The organism is Microlunatus soli (assembly GCF_900105385.1).
GTDB classification, from domain to species: domain Bacteria; phylum Actinomycetota; class Actinomycetes; order Propionibacteriales; family Propionibacteriaceae; genus Microlunatus; species Microlunatus soli.
The window spans coordinates 4,739,713-4,765,196 of the sequence record NZ_LT629772.1 but is presented as its reverse complement, the minus strand read 5'-3'; the positions used below and the strand labels follow the sequence as shown (position 1 = coordinate 4,765,196).

General features: G+C 68.3%; 21 protein-coding genes. 10 read left to right on the top strand and 11 right to left on the bottom strand.

What is annotated here, in order from left to right; genetic code table 11:
• Nucleotides 1–18 precede the first annotated feature (18 nt).
• On the bottom strand, nucleotides 19–1,209 hold the full coding sequence (locus BLU38_RS21740; RefSeq protein WP_172836198.1) for an FAD-dependent monooxygenase: 1,191 nt from the start codon (nucleotides 1,207–1,209) through the stop codon (nucleotides 19–21).
• 301 nt (nucleotides 1,210–1,510) lie between these two features.
• On the opposite strand from BLU38_RS21740, the gene BLU38_RS21735 reads away from it, so the two are divergent.
• Nucleotides 1,511–1,930, top strand: coding sequence for a hypothetical protein (locus tag BLU38_RS21735; protein WP_197679809.1), 420 nt, complete (start codon nucleotides 1,511–1,513; stop codon nucleotides 1,928–1,930).
• Here BLU38_RS21735 and BLU38_RS21730 read toward each other — a convergent pair.
• The 3 genes from BLU38_RS21730 to rhaI all read right to left on the bottom strand — a co-directional run bounded on the left by BLU38_RS21730 (nucleotide 1,909) and on the right by rhaI (nucleotide 6,634).
• The gene (locus tag BLU38_RS21730) at nucleotides 1,909–3,339 is read right to left on the bottom strand and encodes a rhamnulokinase (RefSeq protein ID WP_091527485.1); all 1,431 of its coding nucleotides are present in this window, start codon (nucleotides 3,337–3,339) and stop codon (nucleotides 1,909–1,911) included. The genes BLU38_RS21735 and BLU38_RS21730 overlap by 22 nt on opposite strands.
• On the bottom strand, nucleotides 3,336–5,369 hold the full coding sequence (locus BLU38_RS21725; protein WP_231919978.1) for a bifunctional aldolase/short-chain dehydrogenase: 2,034 nt from the start codon (nucleotides 5,367–5,369) through the stop codon (nucleotides 3,336–3,338). The genes BLU38_RS21730 and BLU38_RS21725 overlap by 4 nt, the downstream gene beginning before the upstream one ends.
• Nucleotides 5,370–5,467: 98 nt before the next feature.
• On the bottom strand, nucleotides 5,468–6,634 hold the full coding sequence (gene rhaI / locus BLU38_RS21720; RefSeq protein ID WP_091532926.1) for an L-rhamnose isomerase: 1,167 nt from the start codon (nucleotides 6,632–6,634) through the stop codon (nucleotides 5,468–5,470).
• A 141-nt stretch (nucleotides 6,635–6,775) separates the two neighbouring features.
• On the opposite strand from rhaI, the gene BLU38_RS21715 reads away from it, so the two are divergent.
• Nucleotides 6,776–7,804, top strand: coding sequence for a LacI family DNA-binding transcriptional regulator (locus tag BLU38_RS21715; protein WP_091527483.1), 1,029 nt, complete (start codon nucleotides 6,776–6,778; stop codon nucleotides 7,802–7,804).
• 1 nt (nucleotide 7,805) lies between these two features.
• On the opposite strand, the gene BLU38_RS21710 is transcribed toward BLU38_RS21715, so the two are convergent.
• Nucleotides 7,806–8,957 (bottom strand): hypothetical protein, encoded by a 1,152-nt coding sequence (locus BLU38_RS21710; RefSeq protein ID WP_091527482.1) that lies wholly within the window; start codon nucleotides 8,955–8,957, stop codon nucleotides 7,806–7,808.
• A gap of 64 nt (nucleotides 8,958–9,021) precedes the next feature.
• Here BLU38_RS21710 and BLU38_RS21705 point away from each other — a divergent pair, with 64 nt between their 5' ends.
• The gene (locus BLU38_RS21705) at nucleotides 9,022–9,672 is read left to right on the top strand and encodes a class I SAM-dependent methyltransferase (RefSeq protein ID WP_091527481.1); all 651 of its coding nucleotides are present in this window, start codon (nucleotides 9,022–9,024) and stop codon (nucleotides 9,670–9,672) included.
• A gap of 30 nt (nucleotides 9,673–9,702) precedes the next feature.
• Here BLU38_RS21705 and BLU38_RS21700 read toward each other — a convergent pair whose 3' ends face one another.
• The 3 genes from BLU38_RS21700 to BLU38_RS21690 all read right to left on the bottom strand — a co-directional run bounded on the left by BLU38_RS21700 (nucleotide 9,703) and on the right by BLU38_RS21690 (nucleotide 13,746).
• A complete protein-coding gene (locus tag BLU38_RS21700; protein ID WP_091527480.1) occupies nucleotides 9,703–11,538 on the bottom strand; it encodes an AMP-dependent synthetase/ligase in 1,836 nt (611 codons plus the stop codon).
• Nucleotides 11,539–11,689: 151 nt separating this feature from the next.
• Entirely contained in the window at nucleotides 11,690–13,264 is a 1,575-nt protein-coding gene (locus tag BLU38_RS21695) for a multicopper oxidase family protein (protein WP_091527479.1), read from the bottom strand.
• Entirely contained in the window at nucleotides 13,261–13,746 is a 486-nt protein-coding gene (locus tag BLU38_RS21690; protein ID WP_157683607.1) for a hypothetical protein, read from the bottom strand. The genes BLU38_RS21695 and BLU38_RS21690 overlap by 4 nt, the downstream gene beginning before the upstream one ends.
• Before the next feature lie 138 nt (nucleotides 13,747–13,884).
• On the opposite strand from BLU38_RS21690, the gene BLU38_RS21685 reads away from it, so the two are divergent.
• From BLU38_RS21685 to BLU38_RS21665, 5 genes are all read left to right on the top strand, one after another.
• Nucleotides 13,885–14,247: a PadR family transcriptional regulator gene (locus BLU38_RS21685; protein ID WP_091527477.1), complete on the top strand. Its 363-nt coding sequence runs from the start codon at nucleotides 13,885–13,887 to the stop codon at nucleotides 14,245–14,247.
• A gap of 2 nt (nucleotides 14,248–14,249) precedes the next feature.
• Entirely contained in the window at nucleotides 14,250–14,936 is a 687-nt protein-coding gene (locus tag BLU38_RS21680) for a permease prefix domain 1-containing protein (protein WP_091527476.1), read from the top strand.
• Between the two features lie 41 nt (nucleotides 14,937–14,977).
• Nucleotides 14,978–15,541, top strand: coding sequence for a MarR family winged helix-turn-helix transcriptional regulator (locus tag BLU38_RS21675; protein WP_091527475.1), 564 nt, complete (start codon nucleotides 14,978–14,980; stop codon nucleotides 15,539–15,541).
• Nucleotides 15,542–15,681: 140 nt separating this feature from the next.
• Entirely contained in the window at nucleotides 15,682–18,504 is a 2,823-nt protein-coding gene (locus BLU38_RS21670) for an FAD-binding and (Fe-S)-binding domain-containing protein (protein ID WP_197680260.1), read from the top strand.
• Nucleotides 18,505–18,555: 51 nt separating this feature from the next.
• On the top strand, nucleotides 18,556–19,539 hold the full coding sequence (locus tag BLU38_RS21665; RefSeq protein WP_091527473.1) for a lipid kinase: 984 nt from the start codon (nucleotides 18,556–18,558) through the stop codon (nucleotides 19,537–19,539).
• On the opposite strand, the gene BLU38_RS21660 is transcribed toward BLU38_RS21665, so the two are convergent.
• Nucleotides 19,540–20,541: a TerC family protein gene (locus tag BLU38_RS21660; RefSeq protein ID WP_091527472.1), complete on the bottom strand. Its 1,002-nt coding sequence runs from the start codon at nucleotides 20,539–20,541 to the stop codon at nucleotides 19,540–19,542.
• Nucleotides 20,542–20,699: 158 nt separating this feature from the next.
• Nucleotides 20,700–21,527 carry a helix-turn-helix domain-containing protein gene (locus tag BLU38_RS21655; protein WP_091527471.1) on the bottom strand — a complete coding sequence of 276 codons (828 nt, stop codon included), beginning with the start codon at nucleotides 21,525–21,527 and terminating at the stop codon, nucleotides 20,700–20,702.
• Between the two features lie 133 nt (nucleotides 21,528–21,660).
• Here BLU38_RS21655 and BLU38_RS21650 point away from each other — a divergent pair, with 133 nt between their 5' ends.
• Together BLU38_RS21650 and BLU38_RS21645 are read left to right on the top strand one after the other, a co-directional pair.
• Nucleotides 21,661–22,062 (top strand): nuclear transport factor 2 family protein, encoded by a 402-nt coding sequence (locus BLU38_RS21650; RefSeq protein ID WP_091532925.1) that lies wholly within the window; start codon nucleotides 21,661–21,663, stop codon nucleotides 22,060–22,062.
• Between the two features lie 104 nt (nucleotides 22,063–22,166).
• Complete coding sequence (locus tag BLU38_RS21645) at nucleotides 22,167–22,607, top strand: YdeI/OmpD-associated family protein (RefSeq protein ID WP_091527470.1); 441 nt, start codon at nucleotides 22,167–22,169, stop codon at nucleotides 22,605–22,607.
• A gap of 9 nt (nucleotides 22,608–22,616) precedes the next feature.
• Here the strand turns inward: BLU38_RS21645 and BLU38_RS21640 are convergent, their stop codons facing one another.
• Nucleotides 22,617–25,481 (bottom strand): DEAD/DEAH box helicase, encoded by a 2,865-nt coding sequence (locus BLU38_RS21640; RefSeq protein ID WP_407939715.1) that lies wholly within the window; start codon nucleotides 25,479–25,481, stop codon nucleotides 22,617–22,619.
• Nucleotides 25,482–25,484 lie beyond the last annotated feature (3 nt).

Below are 25,484 nucleotides of genomic sequence, written 5' to 3'. Positions count from 1 at the left end.
AGTAGCATAGCGCGAGCCTCAGCTGCCGACGATCGGCCGCAGGGTGTCGTACTCGGGCAGTGTCGGACCGCCGACGGCACGTTCGATCAGACCGGTCAGGGCTGCCATGTCGGGCTCCGCGTCCGGCTCGTCGCCGTGCTGGGAACCGCTGAGGCTGTTCACATGCAGCCGACCGATCTCCTGATTGGCCTCGACGTAGTCGCGCATCCGCTGCTCGTACCGGGCAAAACCGGTCTCCGGATCCCAGCCCGAGGCCGCCAGCTCCCCGGCCAGCAGGTAGGCACCGACCAGGGCCAGTCCGGTGCCGCCGCCGGACATCGGCGAAGCGCTGTACGCCGCATCGCCGAGCAGGCCCACTCGCCCACTGGACCAGCGATCCATCAGCACCTGGGAGACCTCGTCGAGGTAGAAGTCGGGTGTGTCATCCAGATGCGCGAGGATCTGATCGGTCTTCCAGCCGAAGCCGGCCATCCCCTCGCGCACCAGCCTCTTCTGCGCCGCGATGTCTCTGTGGTCCACGGTCACATCGCTTGCAGGGAAGCAGAACATGGCGATCGCCCGGGTGGCGTCCTGGATCGGTCGCAGCCCCGCCGAGCGCCCGCCGTCCGGGTAGTCGATCATCCAGCGGTCCAGACCGAACTCGTTGGGGACGCTGTAGTAGGCCAACATCAGACCCAGCCCGCGGACGTATCGCTCCCGGGGACCGAACACCATCGCTCGTAACGCCGAATGCAGACCCTCGGCCCCGATCACCAGATCGAACCGTCGGCTGCTGCCACCGGCGAACGTCACGTCAACGCCCGCGGCGTCCTGGGTCAGCGAAGCGATCCGGTCTCCGAAGATGTACTTCGCCGTCTCGCGGGTGTCGTCGTACAGGACGCGGGTCAGGTCGCCGCGCAGGATCTCGATGTCGGCGATGTAGCCGTCGCCGTCGTGGTCCTCGGCGCTGTGCGTCTCCAACACCGTGCCGTCGGTGTCGACGATGTACGCACCGGAGGTGTCGGTGCACGCCGCACGCACAGCGGCATCCAAACCCATCCGCGCGATGACTTCCTTGGCCACCCCTCGGGCGTCCACGGCCTGTCCGCCCGGTCGCAGACCGGGTGCCTGTTCCACCACGGTCACCGCGGCGCCGGCTCGGCACAGCCAGTGCGCAAGCGCCGGCCCGGCGACACTTGCTCCGGACACCAACACCGTGACATCGCTCATCTCGACTCCTGATCTCGGATTCTGCCGGCGCGCCATTCGCGCAACCGTTCGGACGTCGAACCGCGGAGCCGGAATTCGACACTCCACAGGCTGAAGCATCCCAGCCCGCCAGGGTTTCGTCGCGCCATGAGGGAAGCACTGATTTCTTCGGGCTGAGCTGCGGACCCGCGATGCGCGGCCGATCGCAAGGCGCACGAGTGCAGGCGGGCCGGGGCCCGTCAAACGAGTGCAACGCAGCGAGCGGTCGTGCAACGCGGGCCGCAGTAGCCCGAATAGATCAGTGCTTCCCTAGGTTGATCGGATGATCACTCAGGTCGAATTGGACGTCTTGTGGGACTTTGACGATCCTGTTGCGTCGGAGCGACGGCTGTGGTCCGCCGCCGACTCGGCACCGTCGCCGGATCGCGAGGAGTACCTGACCCAGGTCGCTCGATCGCTGGGGCTGCAGCACCGGTTCACCGAGGCGCGGACACTCACGGCCGCCGAGCGGGCGGCTGCGGCCGGGTTCGACTTCCTCCGGATCGACGCCCTGCACATGCTGGCGATCGCCGATTCCGACCCTGCCGGGCGGTGGACCGAGCAGGCGACACCGACGCGGCGATCATCGAATTCACAGCCGCGCGCTCCTGGGCCGAACGGGTCGGAACGCCATTGCAGCAGCGTTATGCGGGGGGAGGCGTTGGCCGAAGCCCGCCAGGCTCAGGAGGCGGCCGGCTCGTAGCGGGTCAGGGTGCTGGAGGCGGCGACGATGGGCCGCAGATCCTCCAGGGCGCCGGCCACCGCACCGTGGGCGCGGGCCTGCACCAGCAGGTTGCCCAGCGCGGTCGCTTCGACCGGGCCTGCGATCACCGGACGGCCTGTCGCATCGGCGGTCAGCTGGCAGAGCAGCGCATTCTGCGACCCGCCGCCGACGACGTGCACCCGCTCGATCGGCTGTCCGGCCAGTTGTTCGGCGGCCTGCACGGTCGCGTCGTAGGCGATCGCCAGCGAGTCCAGGATGCAGCGGGTGAACTCCGCAGCAGTTCGTGGTTCCGGTCGACCGTCGCGGCGACAGGCCGCGGCGATCCGTTCGGGCATCCCGCCCGGTGCGATGAATTCGTCGGCTCCGACATCGACCGTCGGGCCGCCGGCCGCCAGCGTCGCGGCCTCGGCGAGCAGTTGATCAAGGTCATGGTCGGTGCCGTCCAGCTGCCATTGGCGGAGCGATTCCTGCAGCAGCCAGAGCCCGCCTTCGTTGCGCAGGTAGCGGATCCGGCGATCGACGCCGCCCTCGTTGGTGAAGTTGGCCGCCCGGCTGTCCTCGGTCAGGATCGGCTCCGGGGTCTCGATCCCGACCAGCGACCAGGTGCCGGAGGAGATGTAGCCGAAGTTCGGCTCGGTGGCGGGGACGGCCGCCACGGCCGAGGCCGTGTCATGGGAGCCGACCGAGGTGAGGACGGTCTCCGCCGGCAGCCCGGTCTGCTTGATCACCTCTGCCGACAGCGGACCCCGGATCGTCCCGGCGGCCTGCACCGCGGGCAGCATTCCCGGGTCGACACCGGCGACCTTCAACAGCTCGGCCGACCAGTCACGGGCGGTCGCGTCCAGCAGCGCGGTGCTGGACGCGTTGGTGACGTCGGTCCCCTGCTCACCGGTCAGCCAGTAGGCCAGCAGGTCGGGCAACATCAGGATCGTCGCGGCGCGTTCCCAGGCCGGGCAGGATTGTTCGGCGACCAGTTGATAGATCGTGTTGAACGGCAGGAACTGCAGCCCGGTGATCGCGTACAGCGCCGCCGGATCGATCCGATCGTGAACGGTGTCCACCGCGGCTTCGGTCCGCGGGTCCCGATAGCAGTGCGGATCCTCGATCAGCTCACCGGCAGCGTCCAGCAGCCCGTAGTCCACCGCCCAGGTGTCGATCCCGATGCTGATCACCCGCGGATAGCACTCGGCCAACCGGCCGAGTCCGGTGATCACCTCGGCGTACAGGCCACGGATGTCCCAGCGCAGACCGTCCGCGGTCTCGCTGGGACCGTTGCCGAAGCGATGCACCACATCGGTGTGGATCGTGCCGTCGTCGATCCAGCCGGCAATCACCCGACCGCCGGATGCACCGATGTCGACGGCGCCGAACACAGGCCCCGGACTCATCGCAGGAAGGCTGCCGCCACCCCGGCGTCGACCGGGATGTGCAGGCCGGTCGTGTGATCGAGTTCGGCCGAGGTGATCACCGCGACCGCGTTGGCGCAGTGTTCGGGAAGCACCTCGCGCTTGAGCAGGGTGCGCTGGGCGTAGAACTTGCCCAGGTCCTCCTCCGGTACGCCGTACACCTTGGCCCGTTGGGCTCCCCAGCCGCCGGCGAAGATGCCGGAACCGCGGACCACACCGTCGGGGTTGATGCCGTTGACCCGGATCCCGTACTCCCCCAGCTCGGCGGCCAACAGCCGGACCTGGTGGGCCTGGTCGGCCTTCACCGCGCTGTAGGCGATGTTGTTCGGCCCGGCGAACACCGAGTTCTTGCTGGAGATGTAGACGATGTCGCCACCAAGGTTCTGGTCGATCATGATCTTCGCAGCCGCCTGGGAGACCAGGAAGGATCCCTTCGCCATCACGTTGTGCTGCAGGTCCCAGTCCTGCTCGCTGGTCTCCAGCAGCGGCTTGGAGATCGAGAGTCCGGCATTGTTCACCACAAGATCAACGCCGCCGAAGGCGAGCACCGCCTGCTCCACCGCAGCGCGTACCTGCTCGGGGTCGGTCACGTCGGCGGCGACGCCGATCGCAACATCGGTGTTGCCCAGTTCTGCGGCTGCTTCGGTCGCCTTGGCCCGATCGAGATCGGCGATCACGACGCAGGCGCCTTCGGCCGCCAGTCGGGTCGCGATCGCCTTGCCGATCCCACTGGCAGCACCGGTGACCAGCGCGATCCGACCGGCGTGGCTGCGCGGCTTGGGCATCCGCTGCAGCTTGGCCTCCTCCAACGCCCAGTACTCGATCCGGAACTTCTCCCGGTCGTCGATCGGGGTGTAGGTCGACACCGACTCCGCGCCACGCATCACGTTGATCGCGTTGACGTAGAACTCACCGGCCACCCGCGCGGTCTGCTTGTTCGCCCCGTAGGAGAACATCCCGACGCCGGGGATCAGGATGATCGCCGGATCGGCACCCCGCATCGCCGGCGAATCCGCAGCGGCGTACTTCTGGTAGTAGCCGGCGTAGTCGGCGCGGTATTGCTCGTGCAACTCGTGCAGTCGGTCGATGCTGTCCTCGACCGATGTGTCGGCCGGCAGGTCGAGCACCAGCGGTTTGATCTTGGTCCGCAGGAAGTGGTCCGGACAGGAGGTGCCGAGCCCGGCCAGTCGCGGATGTTCGGCGTGGGCCAGGAAATCCAACACCGCCGGGTCGTCGGTGAAGTTACCGACCGTCGGCTTGTCCCGGGAGGCGATCGCCCGGATGTGTGGCGCCAGTGCAGCGGCCTTGGCGCGTCGCTCCTCCTCCGGAAGTGCACCATAGCCGGAAAGTTCGGCACCGAACGGATCCGGTTTGCCGTGCGCTGCCAGATACTCCGTTGCGGTCCTGATGATCTTCAGCGAGTTGGCTTCGCATTCCTCGCTGGTCGTGCCCCAGGCGGTGATGCCGTGGCCGCCGAGGATGCAGCCGATGGCCTGCGGATTGGACTGCTTGACCTTGGCGATGTCCAGCCCCAGTTGGAACCCCGGTCGACGCCAGGGCACCCAGACGACCGATCCGCCGAAGATCTCCGCGGTCAAGTTCCGCCCGTCCGCAGCGGTCGCGATCGCGATCCCGGCGTCGGGGTGCAGATGATCGACGTGCGGCGCGTCCACCAGTCCGTGCATCGCGGTGTCGATCGACGGGGCCGCACCACCCTTGCCATGCAGGCAGAAGTCGAAGGCCGCGACCATCTCGTCCTCGCGGTCCAGCCCCGGGTAGACGTCGGGCAGCGCCCGCATCCGGTCCAGTCGCAACACCGCCAGTCCGGGTTCGGTCAACGTACCGAGGTCACCCCCGGATCCCTTCACCCACAGCAGTTCGACATCCTCGCCGGTCACCGGATCGGTCTCTGCGCCCTTGGCCGAGGTGTTCCCTCCGGCGTAGTTGGTGTTGGCCTTGTCGGCCCCCAACCGATTGGACCGCGCCAGCAACTGCTCAACCGTTTTGTTCACGAACCTCATCCTTCCCAACATCACCACGTCGCACTAGCTGCGTCACTTCGCACCACGTACACCTAGTGCGAAGTGACGTAGCTGGTGCGGGTAGGGCTTCAGGCGCCCCAGCCGGCCTGGGTGCCGCCGACCCGGTCGGCGGCGATCTGCTCGGCGTAGCCGCTCGTGGCATACGCCGCCATCGGGTCGGCCGGCAGCCCGCGGCCGGATCGCCAATCAGCGAGATCGCCGCGGACGTCGGTGTAGAAGGCGTCCATCAGGATCTGGTTGGCGGCCAGCACGTCACCAGCATTCTGAGCCTGGCTCAGCGCTTCATGATCAACGAGCAACGCCCGTGCGGTCATCTCGGAAACGTTCAGCACCGAACGGATCTGGCCGGGGATCTTGGCCTCGATGTTGTGGCACTGGTCGAGCATGAAGGCGACCTCGGAGTCCGGTCCGTAGCCGCCACCCTGGATCACCTCGTAGATGATCCGGAAGAGCTGGAACGGATCGGCCGCCCCGACGATCAGGTCGTCGTCGGCGTAGAACCGGGAGTTGAAGTCGAAGGAGCCGAGCTTGCCCAGTCGGAGCAGCTGGGCGACGATGAATTCGATGTTGGTGCCCGGGGCATGGTGGCCGGTGTCCAGACACACCTTCGCCTGCTCGCCGAGCGCGACGCAATGAGCGTACGAGGTGCCCCAGTCGGGCACATCGGTGTGGTAGAACGCCGGCTCGAAGAACTTGTACTCCAAGATCAACCGCTGTTTCGGCCCGAGCTTGTCGTACGTCGCCTGCAGACCTTCGGCGAGCCACTCCTGGCGGCTGCGGATGTCGGCCTGGCCGGGATAGTTGGTGCCGTCGGCCAACCAGATCTTCAGGTCCCGCGACCCGGTCACGTTCATGATCTCGATGCACTCGTGCAGATGCGCGACGGCCTTCTCCCGGATCTTGCGATCATGGTGGGTCAGGCTGCCCAGCATGTAGTCGTCGTCCTGGAACGTGTTGGAGTTGATCGTCCCGAGCGCCACACCATGATCGGCAGCGAACCGGCCGAGCTTGTCGTAGTCGTCGACCTTGTCCCACGGGATGTGCAGCGCGACCGTCGGCGCCAGCCCGGTGAATTCGTGGACCTTCGCAGCGTCGGCGATCTTCTCCTCCGGGTCGCGCGGCACACCGGCCTGGCCGAACACCTTGAAGCGGGTCCCGGAATTCCCGAACGCCCAGGACGGCAACTCGATCGCCTGATGTTCCAGCTGTGGGGCGATCTCGTCGAAGCTCGGCATGATCGTTTTCTCCTCTTCGAGCACGTGTCGGTGACAGCACACGGATGATCAGATCTTGAATCGTTTCATCCTGTGAGGACATTACTGCCCCGGCCAGCCCGGCGTCAACCAGTGGCACCAGTGGTAGGGCAAGATGGGCGCATGGTGGAACGCACGACCGCAGTCAGTATCCGTGACGTCGCCGTGCGCGCGGGGGTGGCGCTGGGAACTGTGTCCAATGTGCTCAATCGCCCACAGAAGGTCGCCGAACCCACCCGGAAGCGGGTGCTGGACGCGATCGACGAGCTCGGCTTCGTCCGCAACGACGCGGCTCGGCAGTTGCGCGCAGGTCTCAGCCGGACCCTCGGGCTGGTGGTCCTGGATGTCGCCAACCCGTTCTTCACCGAGGTTGCTCGCGGTGTCGAGGACCGCGCCGCCGAGGACAGCCTGTCGGTGCTGCTCGGCAACTCCGACGAGAGCGAGGACCGGGAGTCGGCGCATCTCGATCTGTTCGAGCAGCAACGCGTCCGCGGCCTGTTGATCTCCCCGCTCGGTGATCTCTCGGCCCGGTTGGGTCGACTGCGTCGACGCGGTACGCCGATCGTGCTGGTGGACCGGCCGGCCGGGGCGAACCCGTACTCCTCGGTCTCGGTCGACGACGTCGCCGGCGGGCGGATGGCGGTGGAGCATCTGCTGCAGGCCGGCCGTCGTCGGATCGCCTTCGTCGGCGGCCCGACCACCATCCGACAGGTGGCCGACCGGCTGGCCGGTGCCCAGCAGGCGGTCGCGGCAGGTGCCGCGAGTCTGGAGGTCATCGGGGCCGACGGCCTGACCGTCGAGACCGGCCGGCTGGTCGGCCAGGAATTGATCGGCCGCGCCGCGGCCGACCGACCGGACGCGATCTTCGCGGCCAATGACATGGTGGCGATCGGGCTGATGCAGTCGCTGCAGATGCTCGACCATCGGCTGATCCCCGGCGAGATCGCGTTGATCGGTTACGACGACATCGACTTCGCTGCCGCCACCGTGGTGCCGCTGTCCTCGATCCGGCAGCCGTCGGAGCTGATCGGCCGGACCGCCGTCGAGCTGCTGTTGGCCGAGTTGGAGGCCATCGAATCCGGTGCCGAGGTCGATCACGAGCAGGTCGTGTTCCAACCGGAGTTGGTGATCCGGCAGTCGACTGCCGGCTGACTCACCAGCTGACGCCTTCGATCATCACCTCGCCGGGGCTGATCTCCACCAGGTAGCCGTCCTGACCTCCGAGATAGAACGGCGCATCGAGGTTGTCCAGGATCATGGGTCTGACCGTGTCGACGTCGGACCCCAACAGGAACGGGAGGAGATCGACCACGTTCTGGTCGGCGGCGCTCTCGCGGGGAACGCTGCTGAGGTAGTTGTAGGAATCGTCCGCCGCTCGGTAGAAAGACAGAGTGCCCGAGCCGTGCGAGCAGGTCAGGGCAGCGGAGTCGGCCTTGCAGGAGAACCTCAGCCCCTTCAGGTGCTTGATCAGATCCCGGGTCCTGGGCTCGAAGGTGGGCCCTGCGAAGCTCACCGACGTGCCGTCGCGGGTCCCGATCACCTGATAGGCCTTGACGGGCTCGATGTAGGTGACGGTGACCTCACCCCAGCGGGTTGAGACGTCGACGGTCTTGTCGGTCTTCTTGGACTTGGGCATGGCCTTGATGATCTTGCGCTCGTCGTCGCCGCGCAGGCCCGCACGATGGAGTTGCCCGATCCGCCGTTCGAACAGCTCCACATCGTCGCGGGAGTCCGCATTGCCGTAGAAGCGGAAGGCCTTGAACCGGCCATCGTCGACCATCCAGCGCAGCATCGAGAACGACGTCCCCGGCTTGCCGCCGCAGTGGTTGATCACCGGCGCGTCGCTGACCCGGACGCAGGCCAGCCCGGTCTGCTGCAGCCCTCGGCCCAGCTCGTCATCGGCCGGTCGTGACGGGGTCGACGAGCTCGGGCGCGTCGACGGTCGGGCCGAGGAGGGGTGCTGCGGCGCCGGTGCCGGCTTCTCCTCCGGCTGCCGGGTGCGTTGGACCAGCACCGCAACCGTCGCGATGACAGCCAACACGGCGACCGCCGCAATCGTGATCAGGACGATCTTCGACCGGGGACCGCCGCCGTTCGACCGTCCGGGATCGAAGGTCGGCGGCTGGTTCGCGGTGGCGGGTCGTTGCGGCTCCGGAGACGGGAAGTCGGGTGCCGCCGGCTGACCGTACGACGGCGGCTGCCGGTAGGTCGGGGGCGCGAAATCCGGTCCGACGAAGTCGGGACGCTCCGATCCGTCGGCCGCGCCGCCGAAGCCGTCCTGTCCGGAGTTTCCCGCTGAATTCACTGGAGCACTGTAGACCGACGGTGGTCCCCGCCGTCGCCCATCGGGCCGTGAGTAGCGTGAGTCCATGAGCGCAGACCCGACCGGCTGGTTCGAGACGTTGTACGCCGACGCGGCCCGCGGCGAGGCGACCGTGCCGTGGGACCGGGGCACGCCCAACCCGTTGTTGGTCGAATGGCTGGCCAACCATCCGTTGGAGGCCGACGGCAAACGGGCGATCGTGGTCGGATCCGGCTTCGGCGACGATGCCGAACTGATCGCGGCGCGCGGGTTCGCCACCACCGCCTTCGACATCGCGCCGACCGCGGTCGAGCTGGCCCGCAAGCGCTACCCGGAATCGGTGGTCGACTACCGACGGGCCGACCTGCTCGAGTTACCCACCGACTGGCTGCAGGGGTTCGATCTGGTGATCGAGTCGATCACCGTCCAGTCGCTGCCGCCGGAGCTGCATCGGCGGGCGGCGGCAGCGGTCGCCTCGCTGTGCGGCGTCGGCGGCCTGGTGGTGGTGATCACCGCTGCCCGCACCACCGAGGTCGTGCCGGACGGCCCGCCCTGGCCGCTGACCGCCGATGAGCTCGGCCACTACGCGGTCGACGGCGTGCAGCGCGCCGTGGTCGAGACCGTCCCGGTCGGTGCCGGTGAGATCCGCTGGCGGGCAGAGTTCCGGCGGCCCGATCCGGCCAACGACAAGGACCGCACCGAGGCACACTGGCTCTGATCACGCCCCGGGATCAGTCGTCGTACCGGATCAGTCGTCGTACAGCGAGTCCAGCAGCTCGGCGTAGCGGGTCTCGACGGCGCGGCGCTTGACCTTCAGGCTCGGTGTCACCTCGCCGTCCTCGACCGACAACTCCGCCGGCAGGATCTCGAAGCGCTTGATCGTCTCCCAGCGTGCCAGTTGGCCGTTGGCCCGCTCGACGTAGCCCTCGATCAGGGTGCGCACCTGGGGCAGCCGGGACAGCTCGTCCAGCGGCGTGTCGGCAAGATCGTTCTCACCGGCCCAGCGCTTCAAGGCGTCCGGGTCCAGGGTGATCAGTGCGCTGATGTACTTGCGATGTTCGCCGTGCACGACGACCTGGCTGACGTAGGGACAGACCGCCTTGACCGCTCCCTCGACCTTCTGCGGTGCGACGTACTTGCCGCCGGAGGTCTTGATCAGGTCCTTCTTCCGGTCGGTGATCACCAGGCAACCGGAGTCGTCGACATGGCCGATGTCACCGGTCATCAACCAACCGTCGACCAGCGTCTCGGCAGTGGCGTCCGGCAGCTTGTGGTAGCCGCGCATCACCCCTGGCCCGGAGATCATGATCTCGCCGTCCTCGGCGATCTTGACCTCGGTTCCGACCGCCGGCGGACCGACCGTGCCGAAGTGTGGATTGCGCGGGTCGTCGACGAAGGTGGCCGCGCTGGTCTCGGTCATCCCGTAGCCCTCGATGACCAGCATTCCGGCGTCGTAGAACCATTCCTGGACCTCGTCGGCGAGGCCGGCAGACCCGGAGACGAAGAACCGGATCCGGCCGCCCATCCGTTCCTTGATCTTGGAGAAGACCAGCCGATCGGCGAGCTTGGCCTGCAGTTTCAGCAGCCCGGTCGGCTGTTTGCCGGCCAACCGGACCGGAGCGGTCCGACGTCCGACGCCGAAGGCCCAGCCGAAGATCTTGGCCTTCAGACCACTGTTGGCCTGCAGCATGATCGTGGCCCGCACCTTCTCGAAGATCCGCGGCGCCCCGGCCATGAAGGTGGGCCGGACCTGGCCGAGACCGTCGACGATCTTGTCGATCCGGCCGTCGACGGCGGTGGTGAAACCGATCTTGAACTGCACGACGCTGAGCAGCTTGCCGAACGAATGCGCCAGCGGCAGCCACAGATACTGCAGATCGTCGGAGCCGGCGAAGCCGAGCTCGTTCATCGCCGCACCTTCGTAGGTCCAGCTGTCGTGGACCAGCCGAACCCCCTTCGGCTTGCCGGTGGTGCCGGAGGTGTAGATCAGGGTGGCCAGGCTCTCCGGCCCGACCTTCGCCATCGCGACATCGACCACGTCCGGGCGTTCGGCCAGCAGCTCGGCACCCTGTGCGAGCAGCTGTTGCCAGCCGATCACCCGATCGTGTTCGATCCGGCCGTCGATCTGGATGATCTTGGTGACCTCGGGCAGCGCGTCGAGTTGATCAAGGATCTTCCGGGTCTGGCCGTCGTCCTCGGTGAAGATCATCTTCGAACCGGAGTCGCTGAGGATGAACGCGACCTCGGCGGCCTGGGTGTTGGGGTAGACCGTGGTCGTGGCACCGGCCGCGCAGACCACCGCGAGGTCGGCCAGCACCCATTCGATCCGGGTGCCGGAGGCGATGCCCACCCGGTCCTCCGGCTCCAGGCCGAGAGAGATCAGCCCTGCGGCCAGCTTGAACGCGTAGTCCTTGGCCTGGTCCCAGCTGAGCGACACCCATCGGTCCCCCTCGGGATACCGATAGGCCTCGCGCGGCCCGGAAGCGGCCACCTGGGCCAGGAACATCTCCCCGACCGTGCCCGGGCGCGCCTGGACCCGTTCCAGGCTGCCGGCGCTGTAGGGGGACCCGTTGCTGGACGACATTGACGCTCGCTCCCGTGATTCGGACTGATCGCGTGACGGCAGGCACCGTACGCCGATCCCTGGCCTCAACAATAATCGTCGGTTCCGCCGCACTGGCGCAGTACGGTCCAGGACAGGCCCCACATCACGGTCCGGCGGTCGCCTCTGAGGCTCAGACCACCTTGAAGGCCGACATCATCCCCATGTCCTCGTGCTCCAGGTTGTGGCAGTGCATCAGGTAGTGCCCGCGATGGTTCTCGAACCGGATCGCCACGTCGGCGTATTCGGTGGGGCGCAGGTCCAGGGTGTCCTTCCAGCCGGCATCGGTCGGCCCCGGCGGGTGGCCGTTGCGGCTGAGCACCTGGAACGGCGACAGGTGGACGTGCACCGGGTGATGCAGATCGGTGGCGAAGCGCCAGACCTCGGTCCGTCCGAGCCGGGGGTCGGCATCCATCCGCTGCGGGTCGAAGAACTTGCCGTTGATCGCCCACATCGTCATCCCGTGGGTCCGTTTGCGCGCGAACCGCCACTCCCGGTGCACCGCGCCGGCGATGTTCAGCGGCTCGATCTCGGCCAGCTTGGCCGGCACGGTCGAGTCGTCGGCGGCCTGCCGAGCCACCGTGAACCGCATCACCTGCGCCGTCCGGCCCGATCCCAGCGCGTTGCGCAACTCGACCCGGGTGCCCACCGGATAGCCGGAGAAGTCGACGATCGTGTCGTACCGTTCGGCGGCCGCAATCGTCAGGTCGCCATGTTTGACCGGTGCCGCCAGCAGGCCCGCATCCGATCCCACCTGGGTGAACGCCGTACCGCCCGGGGGCGGCGGATCCAACTGCAACTGGTAGCGCCGGGCGTTGGAGGCGTTCAGGATCCGGAAGCGGTAGCGCGCGGCCTCGACCTCCAGCTCGGGCCAGGGAGCGCCGTTGACCAGGATGACGTCGCCGAGCACACCGGACGCGTAGTCCTCGGTGACGCCGGGCTTGTCGACCAGCTGTGGATCCGCCGCCGGGTAGAGCAGGCTGCCGTCCTCGGCGAACGACCGATCGGTGAGCATCAGCGGGATGTCCCGCTCGTCATGCGGCAGCCCGAGCCCGTCCTCGACGTCGTCGTTGATCAGGTGGAAGCCGGCCAACCCACGCCAGACCTGGGCTCCGGTGAAGTCCATCCGATGATCGTGATACCACAGCGTCGCAGCTTGTTGATCATGGTCGTAGTGATAGTCGCGGAACCCGTGCGAGACGTCGCCGTTCATCGCCATCGGGGCGTGCCCGCCACCCATCGACCCGCCACCGTGCTCGAACCTGTCGGCGTCGCGGACCGGCAGCACCAGGTCCACCGGGTAGCCGTCGTCCTCGGCCGCGGTGTTGCCGCCGTGCAGGTGGACCACCGTCGGCACCGGCAGCCGGTTGCGGTGCCGGACCACGACCCGTTCACCGCGACGGGCCCTGATCGTCGGCCCCGGAAAGCTGCCGTCGTAGCCCATGATCGTGGTTCGGGTGCCGGGCAGGATCTCGACGTCGGCAGTGCGTTGGATGATCTCGTAGCGCGTCACGCCGTTCCGGCGAGCGACCGGCTCCTTGATCGCCGGGATCGGTAGCGGCACCTGGTACGGCGCCGGCAGCCGGCCGGTGCTGGGCAACAGTCGCGCGGTCTGGTCGGCCGGACTGTCGGCGCAGCCGGCGAGCCCGCCGACCGCGGCACCGGCGAGCCCGATCCCGGCCGCGGTCAACAGCGTCCGGCGTCTCATCCGATCACCCGCTCCGGGTCCCGGTCGACCTCGTCCGGTGTCTTGATCGGTGGCCGCCGGCGGGCCCGGGAACGACCCGACGCGGGCGTCCAGACCCAGATCGCCAGCAGGATGCCGGCCGCGATGATCGTCACTCCGAGCGGGACGTGGATGCCGAGCTGATGGGCGTACCCCATGCCGACCTGGATCTCGATCAGGAAGCCGGTGACGCCGACCGTGATCGGGACCCAGACCCGCCCACCGACGATGGTGTAGAAGACAGCCGCGCAGGCGGCGAAGAAGGACACGACGATCACGCCGCTGCCCACGGCGGCGTGCATGTCGAGCATGGTGAAGCGGCCCTGCAGATACTGGCCGATGCTGACCGGTTGGGTGAACAGCAGCAGCGCGGTCAGCGTCAGCAGGATCCGCAACAGCCACCGACTCACGCCGAACACGGCGGACGACCGCGGCCCGGTCGTCGGTGTCGATACTGAGGTCATGATCAGACCGTATACGTAGACTGTCTACCTATACATCGGGTTATGCCCTGATCTCAGGTTGGGGTCAGCACCGATCGCACACCGATCAATACCCAGGCAGCCAACCCATCGGCCCCGCAACCGCGTACAGTCGGACGCATGGCAGCTGACAATGTCAAGGGACACCTGGACTCGTTGCTGCTCGCCGTCCTGGAGGACGGCCCGTTGCACGGCTACGCCGTCATCGAGGCACTCCAGCGGCGCAGCGCCGGCGAGCTGGACCTGCCGACCGGCACCGTCTATCCGGCATTACGGCGACTGGAGAACGCCGGCTGGCTGCGCGGCAGCTGGAGCACGGTCGGCGGACGACGGCGACGGACCTACACCCTGACCAGCGCCGGCCGCCGGGCACTGAGCGACCGCCGGTCGGAATGGATGCGCTTCTCCGGGACGATCCAGCGGGTGCTCGGCGGATCGGGACGTGCGCAGTCGGCCATCGGTCGACCGGCGACCTCGGGATGACCATGACGACCACGACACCGGACAGCATCGACCATCTGATCCGCCGGTTGCGACGCGAACTGCCGCGCGGCCGGCGCAGCAGGGAGCTGATCGCCGAGGTCCGCGACGGCCTGACCGACGCGATCGACGCCCATCGAGCCGACGGCCTCGACCGGGCGTCCGCCGAACGTCGAGCGCTCGACGAATTCGGCGACGCCGGCACCGTCGCCGAGCTCTGCCGGGACGAGATCAGCGCCGACTGCACCATCCGGTCGGCGATCCTGGTGGCGATCGCCTATCCGGTGATCCTGGGCTGTTGGACCCTGTTCGGCCACTTCTTCGGGCCGGGCGCGCACACCGCGACCGGACGCTCGGCGATCGAGGCGTTCAGCCTGGTCGGGGTGCTGACCGCCGGCGGAGCGACCGCCGCCGCCTGGCTGACCAGTCATCGTTCTCGCATCGGCCGGCGGCCTCGCCGAGGGATCGCGCTCGGCTTCGGCGCGATGACGGCCCTGTCGATCGGCCTGACCTACCTGCTCGCAACGCTCACCCACGCCGACCCGCACGCGGCGACGACCGAGGCCACGGCCCGAACGATCGTCCAGTTGGTCAGCCTGGCCGTCTCCTGGGTGATGATGGCGGCTGCGGTGAACGCGGTCCGGCACACCCTGACCCCAACGCGACCTCAGTTTTCCAACCGCATTCCCTAACACAAATTTGTTGTGCCCCACAGTCGACATAGATTTACCGGATGGACGACACGCGGTGGCTCAGCGAGGCCGAACAGCGGATCTGGCGCACCTATCTGATGGGCGGTGCCGAGCTGTTGGAGCGGATGGACGTCGCGCTCCGCCCGTTCGACGTGTCCCTGAACGAGTACAGCATCCTGGTCTGCCTGTCGGAGAGTCCCGATCACCGGCTGCGGATGTCGGAACTGGCCGACGCGGTGCATCAGTCGCGGTCCCGGCTCACCCACACGGTCACCCGGATGGAGGCCGCCGGCCGGGTGACCCGGACCAGCTGTGGGGCCGACCGCCGCGGTGTCTGGGCCCTGCTGACCGACGCCGGAGCGGCACTGCTGGAACGGGCAGCGCCGGCCCATGTCGCATCGGTCCGGCGACATTTCGTCGATGCCGCCGGCCCGGAGGACTTCGCCGCGCTCGGTCGGGCTTTCGACGCCGTCCTGGACACTCCGCGTGACGACGGCCGACTGGCGCCGCGCCAACTGCTTCGGGTGGCGCCGTGTCCGACCGACGGTCCCACCGACAGCTCGGAGCAGGAGTTGGACGACTTCGGCACCGCCGCCACCGGCTGATCCGCCGACCCGGTCCGGTGGCTGTGGGCTTAGGCTGAGCGCCGATGACTGAGCTGCGCACGACCGAGCCGCGAACGGGGCAGCGTTCCTCGGCACTGACCGCCCCGGAGCCCAACGGGATCGGCTCTGCCGCCGCCGAGATGCTCGCCGCAGCGCAGCGCCGCGGACTCGACGATGCCGTGCACGCCGACACCCTGACCCGGGCGCTGTATTCCAGCGACGCGTCGCTGTATCGGATCGTGCCCCAGCTGGTCGCCCGGCCGCGGACCGCCGACGAACTGGTCGAGATCGGCCTGTTGGCCGCCGAGCACGGGGTGCCGATCACCAGCCGCGGTGCCGGCACGTCCATCGCCGGCAACGCCGTCGGCGCCGGCATCATCCTGAACACCTCGCGCCATCTGAACAAGATCATCGACATCGACCCCGAAGCCCGGACCGCAACGGTCGAGCCGGGCATCGTGCACGCCGCGCTGCAACGCGAGGCCACCAAGGTCGGACTGCGGTTCGGCCCGGATCCGTCCTCGCACACCCGGTGCACCGTCGGCGGCATGATCGGCAACAACGCCTGCGGCTCCCGAGCGCTGGGCTACGGCCGGACCTCGGACAATCTGGCCGAGCTGGAGGTCGCCACCCTGGACGGCGGCCGGCACACGCTGCGGCCGGACAGCTCCCCCGCAGACTCGCCGCTGTTCGGATCGCTGGAGCGGCTCGTTCATGATCGACTGGCGACGATCCGCACCGAGTTCGGCACCTTCGGCCGTCAGGTCTCCGGTTATGCGATGGAAAATCTGCTGCCCGAACGCGGCTTCGACATCCTGAAGTTCTTCGCCGGCACCGAAGGCACGCTGGGCATGATCACCCGCGCCACCGTCCGGTTGGTGGCCGACGCCCCGAGCAAGATCATGATCGCGCTCGGCTATCCGAGCATGCCCGAGGCGGCCGACGCCGTACCGGCCATCCTGCCCTACCGACCGACAGCCGCCGAAGGCCTGGATTCCCGGATCGTCGACGTGGTACGCCGCCAGCAGGGCGAGGGCTCGGTACCGGCACTGCCGCGCGGAGCCGGCTGGATGCTGGTCGAGCTGACCGGTGAGGACGACCAGGAGGTCCGGTCCCGGGCGCAGCGGGTGCTGGCCGACTCCGGTTGCCTGGACGGCTTCCTGGTCGATGATCCCGCCCAGGCCGCGCGGCTGTGGAAGATCCGTGAGGACGGCGCCGGACTGGCCGCGGTCAGCCTGTCCCGGCCGGCGCACGCCGGCTGGGAGGATACGGCGGTGCCGCCGGAGCACCTCGGTTCCTATCTGCGTCGGTTCGACGAGCTGATGGGCGAACACGGGGTGGAGGGGTTGCCGTACGGGCACTTCGGCGACGGGTGTGTGCACATCCGGATCGACTTCCCGTTGTGGGAGGACGACGGCGCCGCCCGCTATCGGCGCTTCGTGGAAGAGGCCGCCGACCTGGTCGCCGGCTACGGCGGCTCGATGTCCGGCGAGCACGGCGACGGCCGGCACCGTTCGGCGCTGTTGCCGAAGATGTACTCACCGCGGGCGATCGAACTGTTCGGCGCGGTGAAGCAGATCTTCGATCCGAAGAACCTGCTCAACCCCGGTGTGCTGGTCGACCCGGCGCCACTGGACGCCGATCTGCGGATCCCTCAGGTCAGGACCCGGCCGTTGGCGATGTTGGAACCGCACTTCACCGGCGAGGTGCACCGCTGCACCGGTGTCGGCAAGTGCGTGGCCAGCAACCCGGCCGGCAGCGGAACGGGCGGCGTGATGTGTCCCTCCTTCCAGGCCACCGGCGAGGAGAAGGACTCCACCCGGGGCCGGTCCCGGGTGTTGGAGGAGATGATCAACGGCACGTTGATCGACGGCGGCTGGTCGTCGCCACAGGTGCACGACGCGCTCGATCTGTGCCTGTCCTGCAAGGGATGCCGCCGGGACTGCCCGACCGGCATCGACATGGCCGCGTACAAGGCCGAGGTGCTGGACCGGACCTACGACGGCCGGCTGCGGCCGCGGGCGCACTACGCGCTGGGCTGGCTGCCGCGCTGGGGACGGTTGATCACCCGGATCCCGGGCCTGGCCCGGCTGGCCAACCTGTCCCTCGGGCTGCCCGGTGTCGGCCGCTTGCTGAAGATCATCGCCGGCATCGATCCGCGCCGTTCGTTGCCGTCCTTCGAGACCGCCGCCCGGCAGATCAGGTCTCGGGCTGCGGTTGCCGGGCCCGCCAGATCCCTGCAGGGCTTGGGAAGTGTCACCAAGCACGGCCCGGTGATCATCTGGACCGACTCACTGTCCTCGCAGTTCGCCGGTGGACCGATCGCGTCCGCTATCACGGTGCTGCGATCGGCCGGCTACCAGCCGTACCTGTTGGGTCGGGACGCCTGCTGTGGGCTGACCTGGATCACCACCGGTCAGTTGGACGGCGCCCGTCGGCAGTTGCGGCACGCGCTGGACGTGTTGGCACCGTACGCCGAGGCCGGGATTCCGATCGTCGGTCTGGAGCCGTCCTGCCTGGCGGTCTGGCGCAGCGACGCCCCCGAGTTGTTGCCCGATGATCATCGGGTGCCGACAGTGGCGGCCCAGGTCTCCACCCTGGCCGAACTGCTGACCGGCACCGAGGGCTGGCAGCCGCCGGACCTGACCGACGTCGAGCTGGTCGTCCAGCCGCACTGCCACCACAGCTCGGTGATCGGCTGGCAGACCGATGCCGCCCTGCTCGCCCGGACCGGGGCGAAGATCACCACTGTCGGCGGGTGTTGCGGTCTGGCAGGCAACTTCGGTATGGAGCAAGGACATTACGAGGTGAGCCTGAAGGTCGCCGAACACGACCTGCTGCCCGCGGTCCGGCAGGCGGGCCCGGACGCGATCGTGCTGGCCGACGGCTTCTCCTGCCGCACCCAGCTGGCCGAGCTCAGCGACCGGTCGGCGATCAGCCTGGCCGACCTGCTGGCCCGGTAGCCCCGCTCTCCGCCGCGCGGCGGCCCGACAGCAGCCGACTACCCTTGGCACGTGGATCGTACGGGGGCGTCGAACGAAGCGAGCCGGCGGCCGAGCGCGGCGGCCCTGGTGGTCAACACCCGATCCCGTACCGGCGAACGCGATTTCCGGACCGCCCGGCAACTGCTGCTGGATCGCGGACTGCCGTTGACATCGACCTTCGGGATCGACGACCCGGCGAGGATCCCCGAGGTCGTTCAGGAGTTGGTCCGCTCCGGCACCGATCTGGTCGTCCTCGGCGGCGGCGACGGGACGATCAGTGCCGTTGTCGATCACCTGGCCGACCAGCTGCCCGTGCTCGGCATCCTGCCGCTCGGCACCGCCAACGACTTCGCCCGCACCCTGGGGATCCCGACGACGGTCGCTGCCGCCTGCGAGGTGATCGCCCAGCATCACGTCGTCGACGTCGACCTCGGAGTGATGGGCACCAACTATTTCGCCAATGTCGCCTCGGTCGGCCTGTCGGTGACGACGACCGAGGTGCTCACCGATCGGCTCAAGCGACGAGCGGGCCGGCTGGCCTACCCGATCGCCGTCCTCGGCGCGGTCCGGCGGCAGCGCCCGTTCTCGGCCATGTTCACCTTCCCGGACGGCAGCCGGGACCCGATCGAGCTCGACCAGCTGGTCCAGATCGCGGTCGGCAACGGGCGGCACTACGGCGGCGGCAACGTCGTCGCGCCGGACGCCGGCCTGGATGATCATGCGCTCGACGTCTACGCCATCCGCGCCGAACGGCGCCGCGACCTGACCGCCGTACTCCGCAGCTTCCGCAGCGGCGCCTTCGTGCATCGGGACAACGTCACCCATCTGGTGACCCGCTCGGTGACAGTGACGACAGAGCCACCGTTGCCGGTCAACGTCGATGGTGAGCTGGTTGCTCGGACCCCGCAGGAGTTCCACGTTGCGCGCAACGCCCTCCGGGTGCTGGTGCCGGTCGACTCAACCGCCGCGCGACTGGACGCCGGTCAGGATCCGCCGATGCCGAGGATCCGCTGATCACCCGGCGTTGTCGTCGCCCGGGACTGCCGTCGACTGCACCTGCCCCCGGGTACGGGCCAGGCTGGCGACGGTCGCGACCAGGATCGCCGCGGCGATCACCACCAACGACAGCCAGGTCGGGATCTCCGGCGCCCACGCCACCGGTTGACCGCCGTTGACGAACGGCAGCTCGTTCACGTGCAACGCGTGCAAGATCAACTTCACACCGATGAAGCCGAGGATGAACGCCAATCCCTGCGCCAGATAGACCAATCGCTCCAGGACGCCACCCAGCAGGAAGTACAGCTGCCGCAGCCCCATCAGCGCGAAGGCGTTGGCGGTGAAGACGATGTAGGCCTGGTCGGTCAGCCCGTAGATGGCCGGGATCGAGTCGACGGCGAAGATCAGATCGATGAATCCGACAGCGACGACGGTGATGAACAGCGGCGTCACCATCCGGCGACCGTCGACCCGGGTGAGCAGCCGGTCGGCGTGGAAACCGTCGGTGACCGGCAGCACCCGGCGTGCCCACCGGGTGATCAGGTTGTCCCCCGGATCCTTCTCGTCGGTGTGCCGCAACTGCCGCCAGGCAAGGATGAGCAGCAGCGCACCGAAGATGTAGAAGACCCAGGACAGATTGGCGATCAAGGTCGCGCCGACCGCGATGAAGATGCCCCGCATGATCAACGCGATCACGATGCCGATCAACAACACCTTCTGCTGGTAGGCACGCGGCACCGCGAATCCGCTCATCAGCAGCAGGAAGACGAACAGGTTGTCGACCGACAATGCCTTCTCGGTCAGATAGCCGGCGAAGTACTCGCCGCCGTACTCGGGACCGTTGACGATCGAGATGCCGACACCGAACAGCAACGCCAGACCGATGTAGACACCCGACCAGATCGCCGATTCGCGGATCGTCGGCTCATGCGGAGTACGGACGTGGGTGAGGAATTCGAAGACGAAGAAGGCCGCTGTCACGCCGATGGTGACCAGCCAGACCCAGATCGGGACAACCACAAGACCTCCGGGGGCATCGTGAGGTGATCAGGTCTCCCCCAGCCCGACCATTGGGCCCGAGCGTGCCGGGTCACGTGGGTGACCGGATTGACGACACGACGTATCGGGATACTCCCCTGCCCGATCAGGGTAACCGAGGATCGCCGGGATCGGCGAACTCAGTGATCAGTGGCGATCCGCGTCGCCAGCATCGCCAACTGTTCTCGGGTGGCGTCGTCGGCCGGGAAGAAGGTCTCGATGGCGAGCTCGTCCAGCGTCACATCCCGCGGCGCTCCGAAGACGGTGACGGTGTACAGGAACGCGAGCTCACCGTTGTCGGTCAGCATCCGCAAGCCGACGACGAGGTCGTCGTCGGGGCTGCCGTGCTCACCCGGACCGGGCTCCGGTTCCGGATAGGCCGACAGTTCGGCGTACAGCTCGCTGAGGCCCGGGTCGCCGGTGCGGTCGAACTGGCGACGGACCCGGTTCAGCGCGTGCCGCCGCCACTGTCGCGGATTGGCCAGCCGCGGCAGCAGGCCGTCGGGGTGCAGCGTCGAACGCAGCATGTTCACCGGCTCGCGGAGCCGTTCGGGGAGGTCGGCGAGAAAATACTGCATCATCGGGTTCGCGGCGACCAGGTCCCAGTGCACGTCGACCGCTGCGGCAGGGCTCGGCAGATGACCGGTCAGCACCGCGTCGATCGCGGACCGTGCCGAACCGAGGTCCTGCAGCCCACTCTCCCGATGCGGCGGGGCGAGGCCGGCGGCCAGATGCAGCGCATTGCGTTCCCGCAGCGGAACGTCCAGCTCGTCGCAGAGCCGTTCGATCATCATCGGGCTCGGGCGCGACCGGCCGGTCTCGACGAAGCTCAGATGTCGGGTCGACACCTCGGCCGCGATCGCGACATCGAGTTGCGAACGGCGGCGCCGGATCCGCCAGTCGCGGAGCAGATCACCGATCACTGACGAGGCCGGGACCGTTGGGGCAGCCGAGGTCGGAGCGGACATGCAGCCAGCCTCTCGCGAACCGGTGCGGCAGAACAATGACCTGGGAGGTAATCGACTCCGGACGTCGACCGAGCGACGCTGGATCGAGACCGCCACCCGGTGGTCGGCCGATCCGACAGCAGAGGAAACAACCATGTCCACCACCACCGAGCACACAACCGAGAGCACGATCGAGCAGTACCTGCAGTTCTGGAGTGCCGCGACCGAGGTCGACCAGCGCGCCATCGCTGCCGAGGTCTTCGCCGACGACGTCGAGTATCACGCGTTGCCGGGGATCTTCCACGGCGTCGACCAGCTGATCGGCTTCCGTGCCGAGTTCACCGAGCACGTCGGGCCGGTCTCGTACCGGGGCCGGGGCGCCGCCGATCATCATCATGATCGGGCCCGGGTGCCGTGGGAGATCGTGCTGGCCGACGGCACCTCGTTCGCCACCGGCACCGACATCCTGGACCTCACCGACGACGGAAGGATCGCAGCGGTCTCGGCCTTCGTCGACCAGCCACCGGAAGGGTTCGACCAGCACGCCGAGCACTGAGCTGCCGGCGGAGCTGCGGTGAATCGTGACCTCGACTGCGCCGTAGTGTTGGCCCATCCGATCTCGGCGGCCACACCGAGACGGCCCCACCTCGGAGGTGCATCATGCCCACGTTCCGGACCGTGCTCGCGGCGACCGGCGGCAACAACGTCGGGATCGTCGTCCCGGACGACGTCGTGCAGAGCTTCGATCACGGCAGGCGGGTGCCGGTGGTCGTCACCGTCGACGGCGACTACAGCTACCGCAACACCATCTCCTCGATGGGCGGCCGCTTCCTGATCTCGTTCAATGCCGAGACCCGGAAGGCGACCGGACGCGGCGCCGGCGACGAGATCGAGGTGCGTCTCGAACTGGACGATGCACCACGCACCGTCGAGACTCCTGCCGCGCTGGCGGCCGCCCTCGCCGACGACACGGCGGCCGCCGACGCCTGGGCGAAGTTGTCGGTCAGCAAACAACGGCAGCACGCGGAGTCGATCTCCGGTGCCAAGACCGACCAGACCCGCGACCGCCGACTGCAGAAGGTGCTGGAGTCGCTGCGCTGAACCGTCGGCTCAGCGGTCATCGGCGACGTACGGATCAGGGCTGCCGTCCGGCTCGTCGGGGGTGAAGTCGATCACTCCGCGACGCATCGCGGTGACCACCGTGCGGGCGGTCTCCCGCAGTGGGGTCGGTCCGGCGGCGTCGGCGATCTGGCCGGCGAAGTCGATCACCTGCCGGACCCAGCGCACGAAGTCGCCGGCGGTCAGGTCGTTGTCGTCCAGCACGGCGGACAGCGGCCGGTCCGCGGCCCAGGCGTAGGCGGCGCGGGCGAAGCCGATGTCGGGCTCCGGGCCGCGTTCCAACCGGACGTCCCGCTCGGCGAAGGACACCTCGCGCCAGATCCGACGCAGTGCCACCATCGCGTCCTCGCTCTGCCGATCCGGCATCTGCGGACGGAACCGACCATGATCAGTACGCCGTGCCTCGTAGATCAACGTCGACAGCACCGCCGCCAACTGCGGCACGGTGAGACCGTCGAAGACACCGGCACGGATGCATTCGGCGGCCACAAGATCAAGTTCGGCATAGATCCTGGCCAGCATCCGGCCGGCGTCGGTGACCCGGTCGTCGGCCGCGCCGTCGCCGAGGTAGCCGAAGGCGGTGAGGATCTGGCAGATCTTGTCGAACTGGACCGCGATGGTCGACGTCCGCCGATCCATCTGCCGATCTGCTTGATCATTTTCGCGCTGCAGCCGGAAGGCGGCCGCCGCGATCCTGGCGTGGGTCTCCCGTTCGGGGCAGTTGTGGCAGGGATGATTCTCCAGCCGCTCCCGCAACACCGCGACCCGGGCGGTCGCCTCCGGGTCCATCGCCGACGGCTTGTACCGACCAAGATCAAGATCGAGGGTGTGCAGCTTGGCCTCCAGGGCCGCCCGCAGGTTGCGGACGGTCGCCTTGTCCTTCGGGTGGTAGTGCTTGGGCACCTTGATCCGGCCGACCACCGGCGGCGGGGTCGGGAAGTCGACGATGCCGAGGCGGCGGACCTGCCCCTCCTCGGTCTCCACCTGAGGTTGGGGTGCCTGCCGGTGACCCTGGACGCCGGGATCGATCACCACCGCCCAGCCCGTGGACCGTCCGGACGGGATCCGGATGATGTCGCCCCGGCTGAGGTCCTGCAGGGCGGCGATCGCCTCGGACTGCCGGTTGAGCTTGCGATCCCGGGCAGCCTCGGACTCGATCCGGGTGATCTCCTCCCGCATCCCGGCGTACTCGATGAAGTCGCCGCGGTCACAGGCCGCCTCGCCGAACAACCGGTCGATCTCGGTCTTGTTCCGGGCCACCTTGCGGGCCAGTCCGACCACCGAGCGGTCGGACTGGTACTGCGCGAACGACTGTTCCAGCAGCGTACGGGCTCGGTCCCGGCCGACCGCCCCGACCAGGTTGACCGCCATGTTGTAGGTCGGCGCGAAGGATGAGTTCAACGGATAGGTACGCCGTGACGCCAGCCCGGCGACCGCGCGCGGGTCCAGGCCCGGCTGCCAGAGCACCACCGCGTGCCCCTCGACGTCGATGCCGCGGCGGCCGGCGCGACCGGTGAGCTGGGTGTACTCCCCCGGCGTGATGTCGGCATGGGTTTCGCCGTTGAACTTGACCAGCTTCTCCAGCACCACGCTGCGGGCCGGCATGTTGATGCCCAGCGCCAGGGTCTCGGTGGCGAACACCACCTTGACCAGACCCTTCACGAAGGCTTCCTCGACGCATTCCTTGAATGCCGGCAGCAGCCCGGCATGGTGCGCCGCGATCCCGCGGATCAGCCCCTCGATGAAATTGTCGTAGCCGAGCGCCCGTTTGTCGGACCGGCTCAGGCCGGCGGTGTGTCGTTCGGCGATCGCGATCAGTTCGGCCTGCTCGTCGAGGTCGGTCAACCGCAGATGGGAGCCGAGCAGTTGGCGGACCGCGGCGTCGCAGCCGGCCCGGGAGAAGATGAATACGATCGCGGGCAGCAGCCCGTCGCGTTCCAGGGCGTCGACGACGTCGTAGCGGCTGGGCACCGAGAGCGAGCGGGGCCGGCGGCGGTCACCTTTCTCACCGGGGCCGTCCCAGTTCTTGCGGTGTGCGGCGCCACCGTAGCGACCGCTGCCGTAGGAGACCGACCGCTTGCCCTTGCCACTGCGTCCCCGGGGCCGCCGGGAGTCGTCGCGGACGGCGCGGGCCTCGTCCTTGGCGATCCGGGTCAACGCCGGATTGACCTCGGCCTTCTTGCCGCCGCGCTGTTTGCCGTCGGCGGCCGTGATCGCCGTCGGCGCCACCCCCTGGAACAGGTCGTGCAGCTTGCGGCCGACCAGCACGTGCTGGAACAGCGGCACCGGCCGCCGTTCGGAGACCACCACGGCCATGTCGCCGCGGACCTCGGCCAGCCAGTCGCCGAATTCCTCGGCGTTGCTGACCGTCGCCGACAGCGCGACCACCTGGACCGACTCGGCCAGCCCGATGATCACCTCTTCCCAGACCGCACCGCGGAACCGGTCGGCGAGATAGTGCACCTCGTCCATCACCACGTAACCGAGACCGTTCAGGGTCTTGGACCCGGCGTAGATCATGTTCCGCAGCACCTCGGTGGTCATCACCACGACCGGGGCTTCGGAGTTGATCGAGGAGTCGCCGGTCAGCAGACCGACATTGTCGGCGCCGTGCCGGCGGACCAGGTCGGCGTACTTCTGGTTGGACAGGGCCTTGATCGGCGTGGTGTAGAAGGCCTTGCGGCCCTGCTGCAGGGCGAGATAGACCGCGTATTCGCCGACGATGGTCTTGCCGGCCCCGGTCGGTGCGGCGACCAGCACCCCGGATCCGTCCTCCACGTGGTGGCAGGCCTCACGCTGGTAGTCGTCGAAGTCGAAGCCGTAGGCACTGGCGAAGCCGGCGAGCGAAGCGCTCAGTTG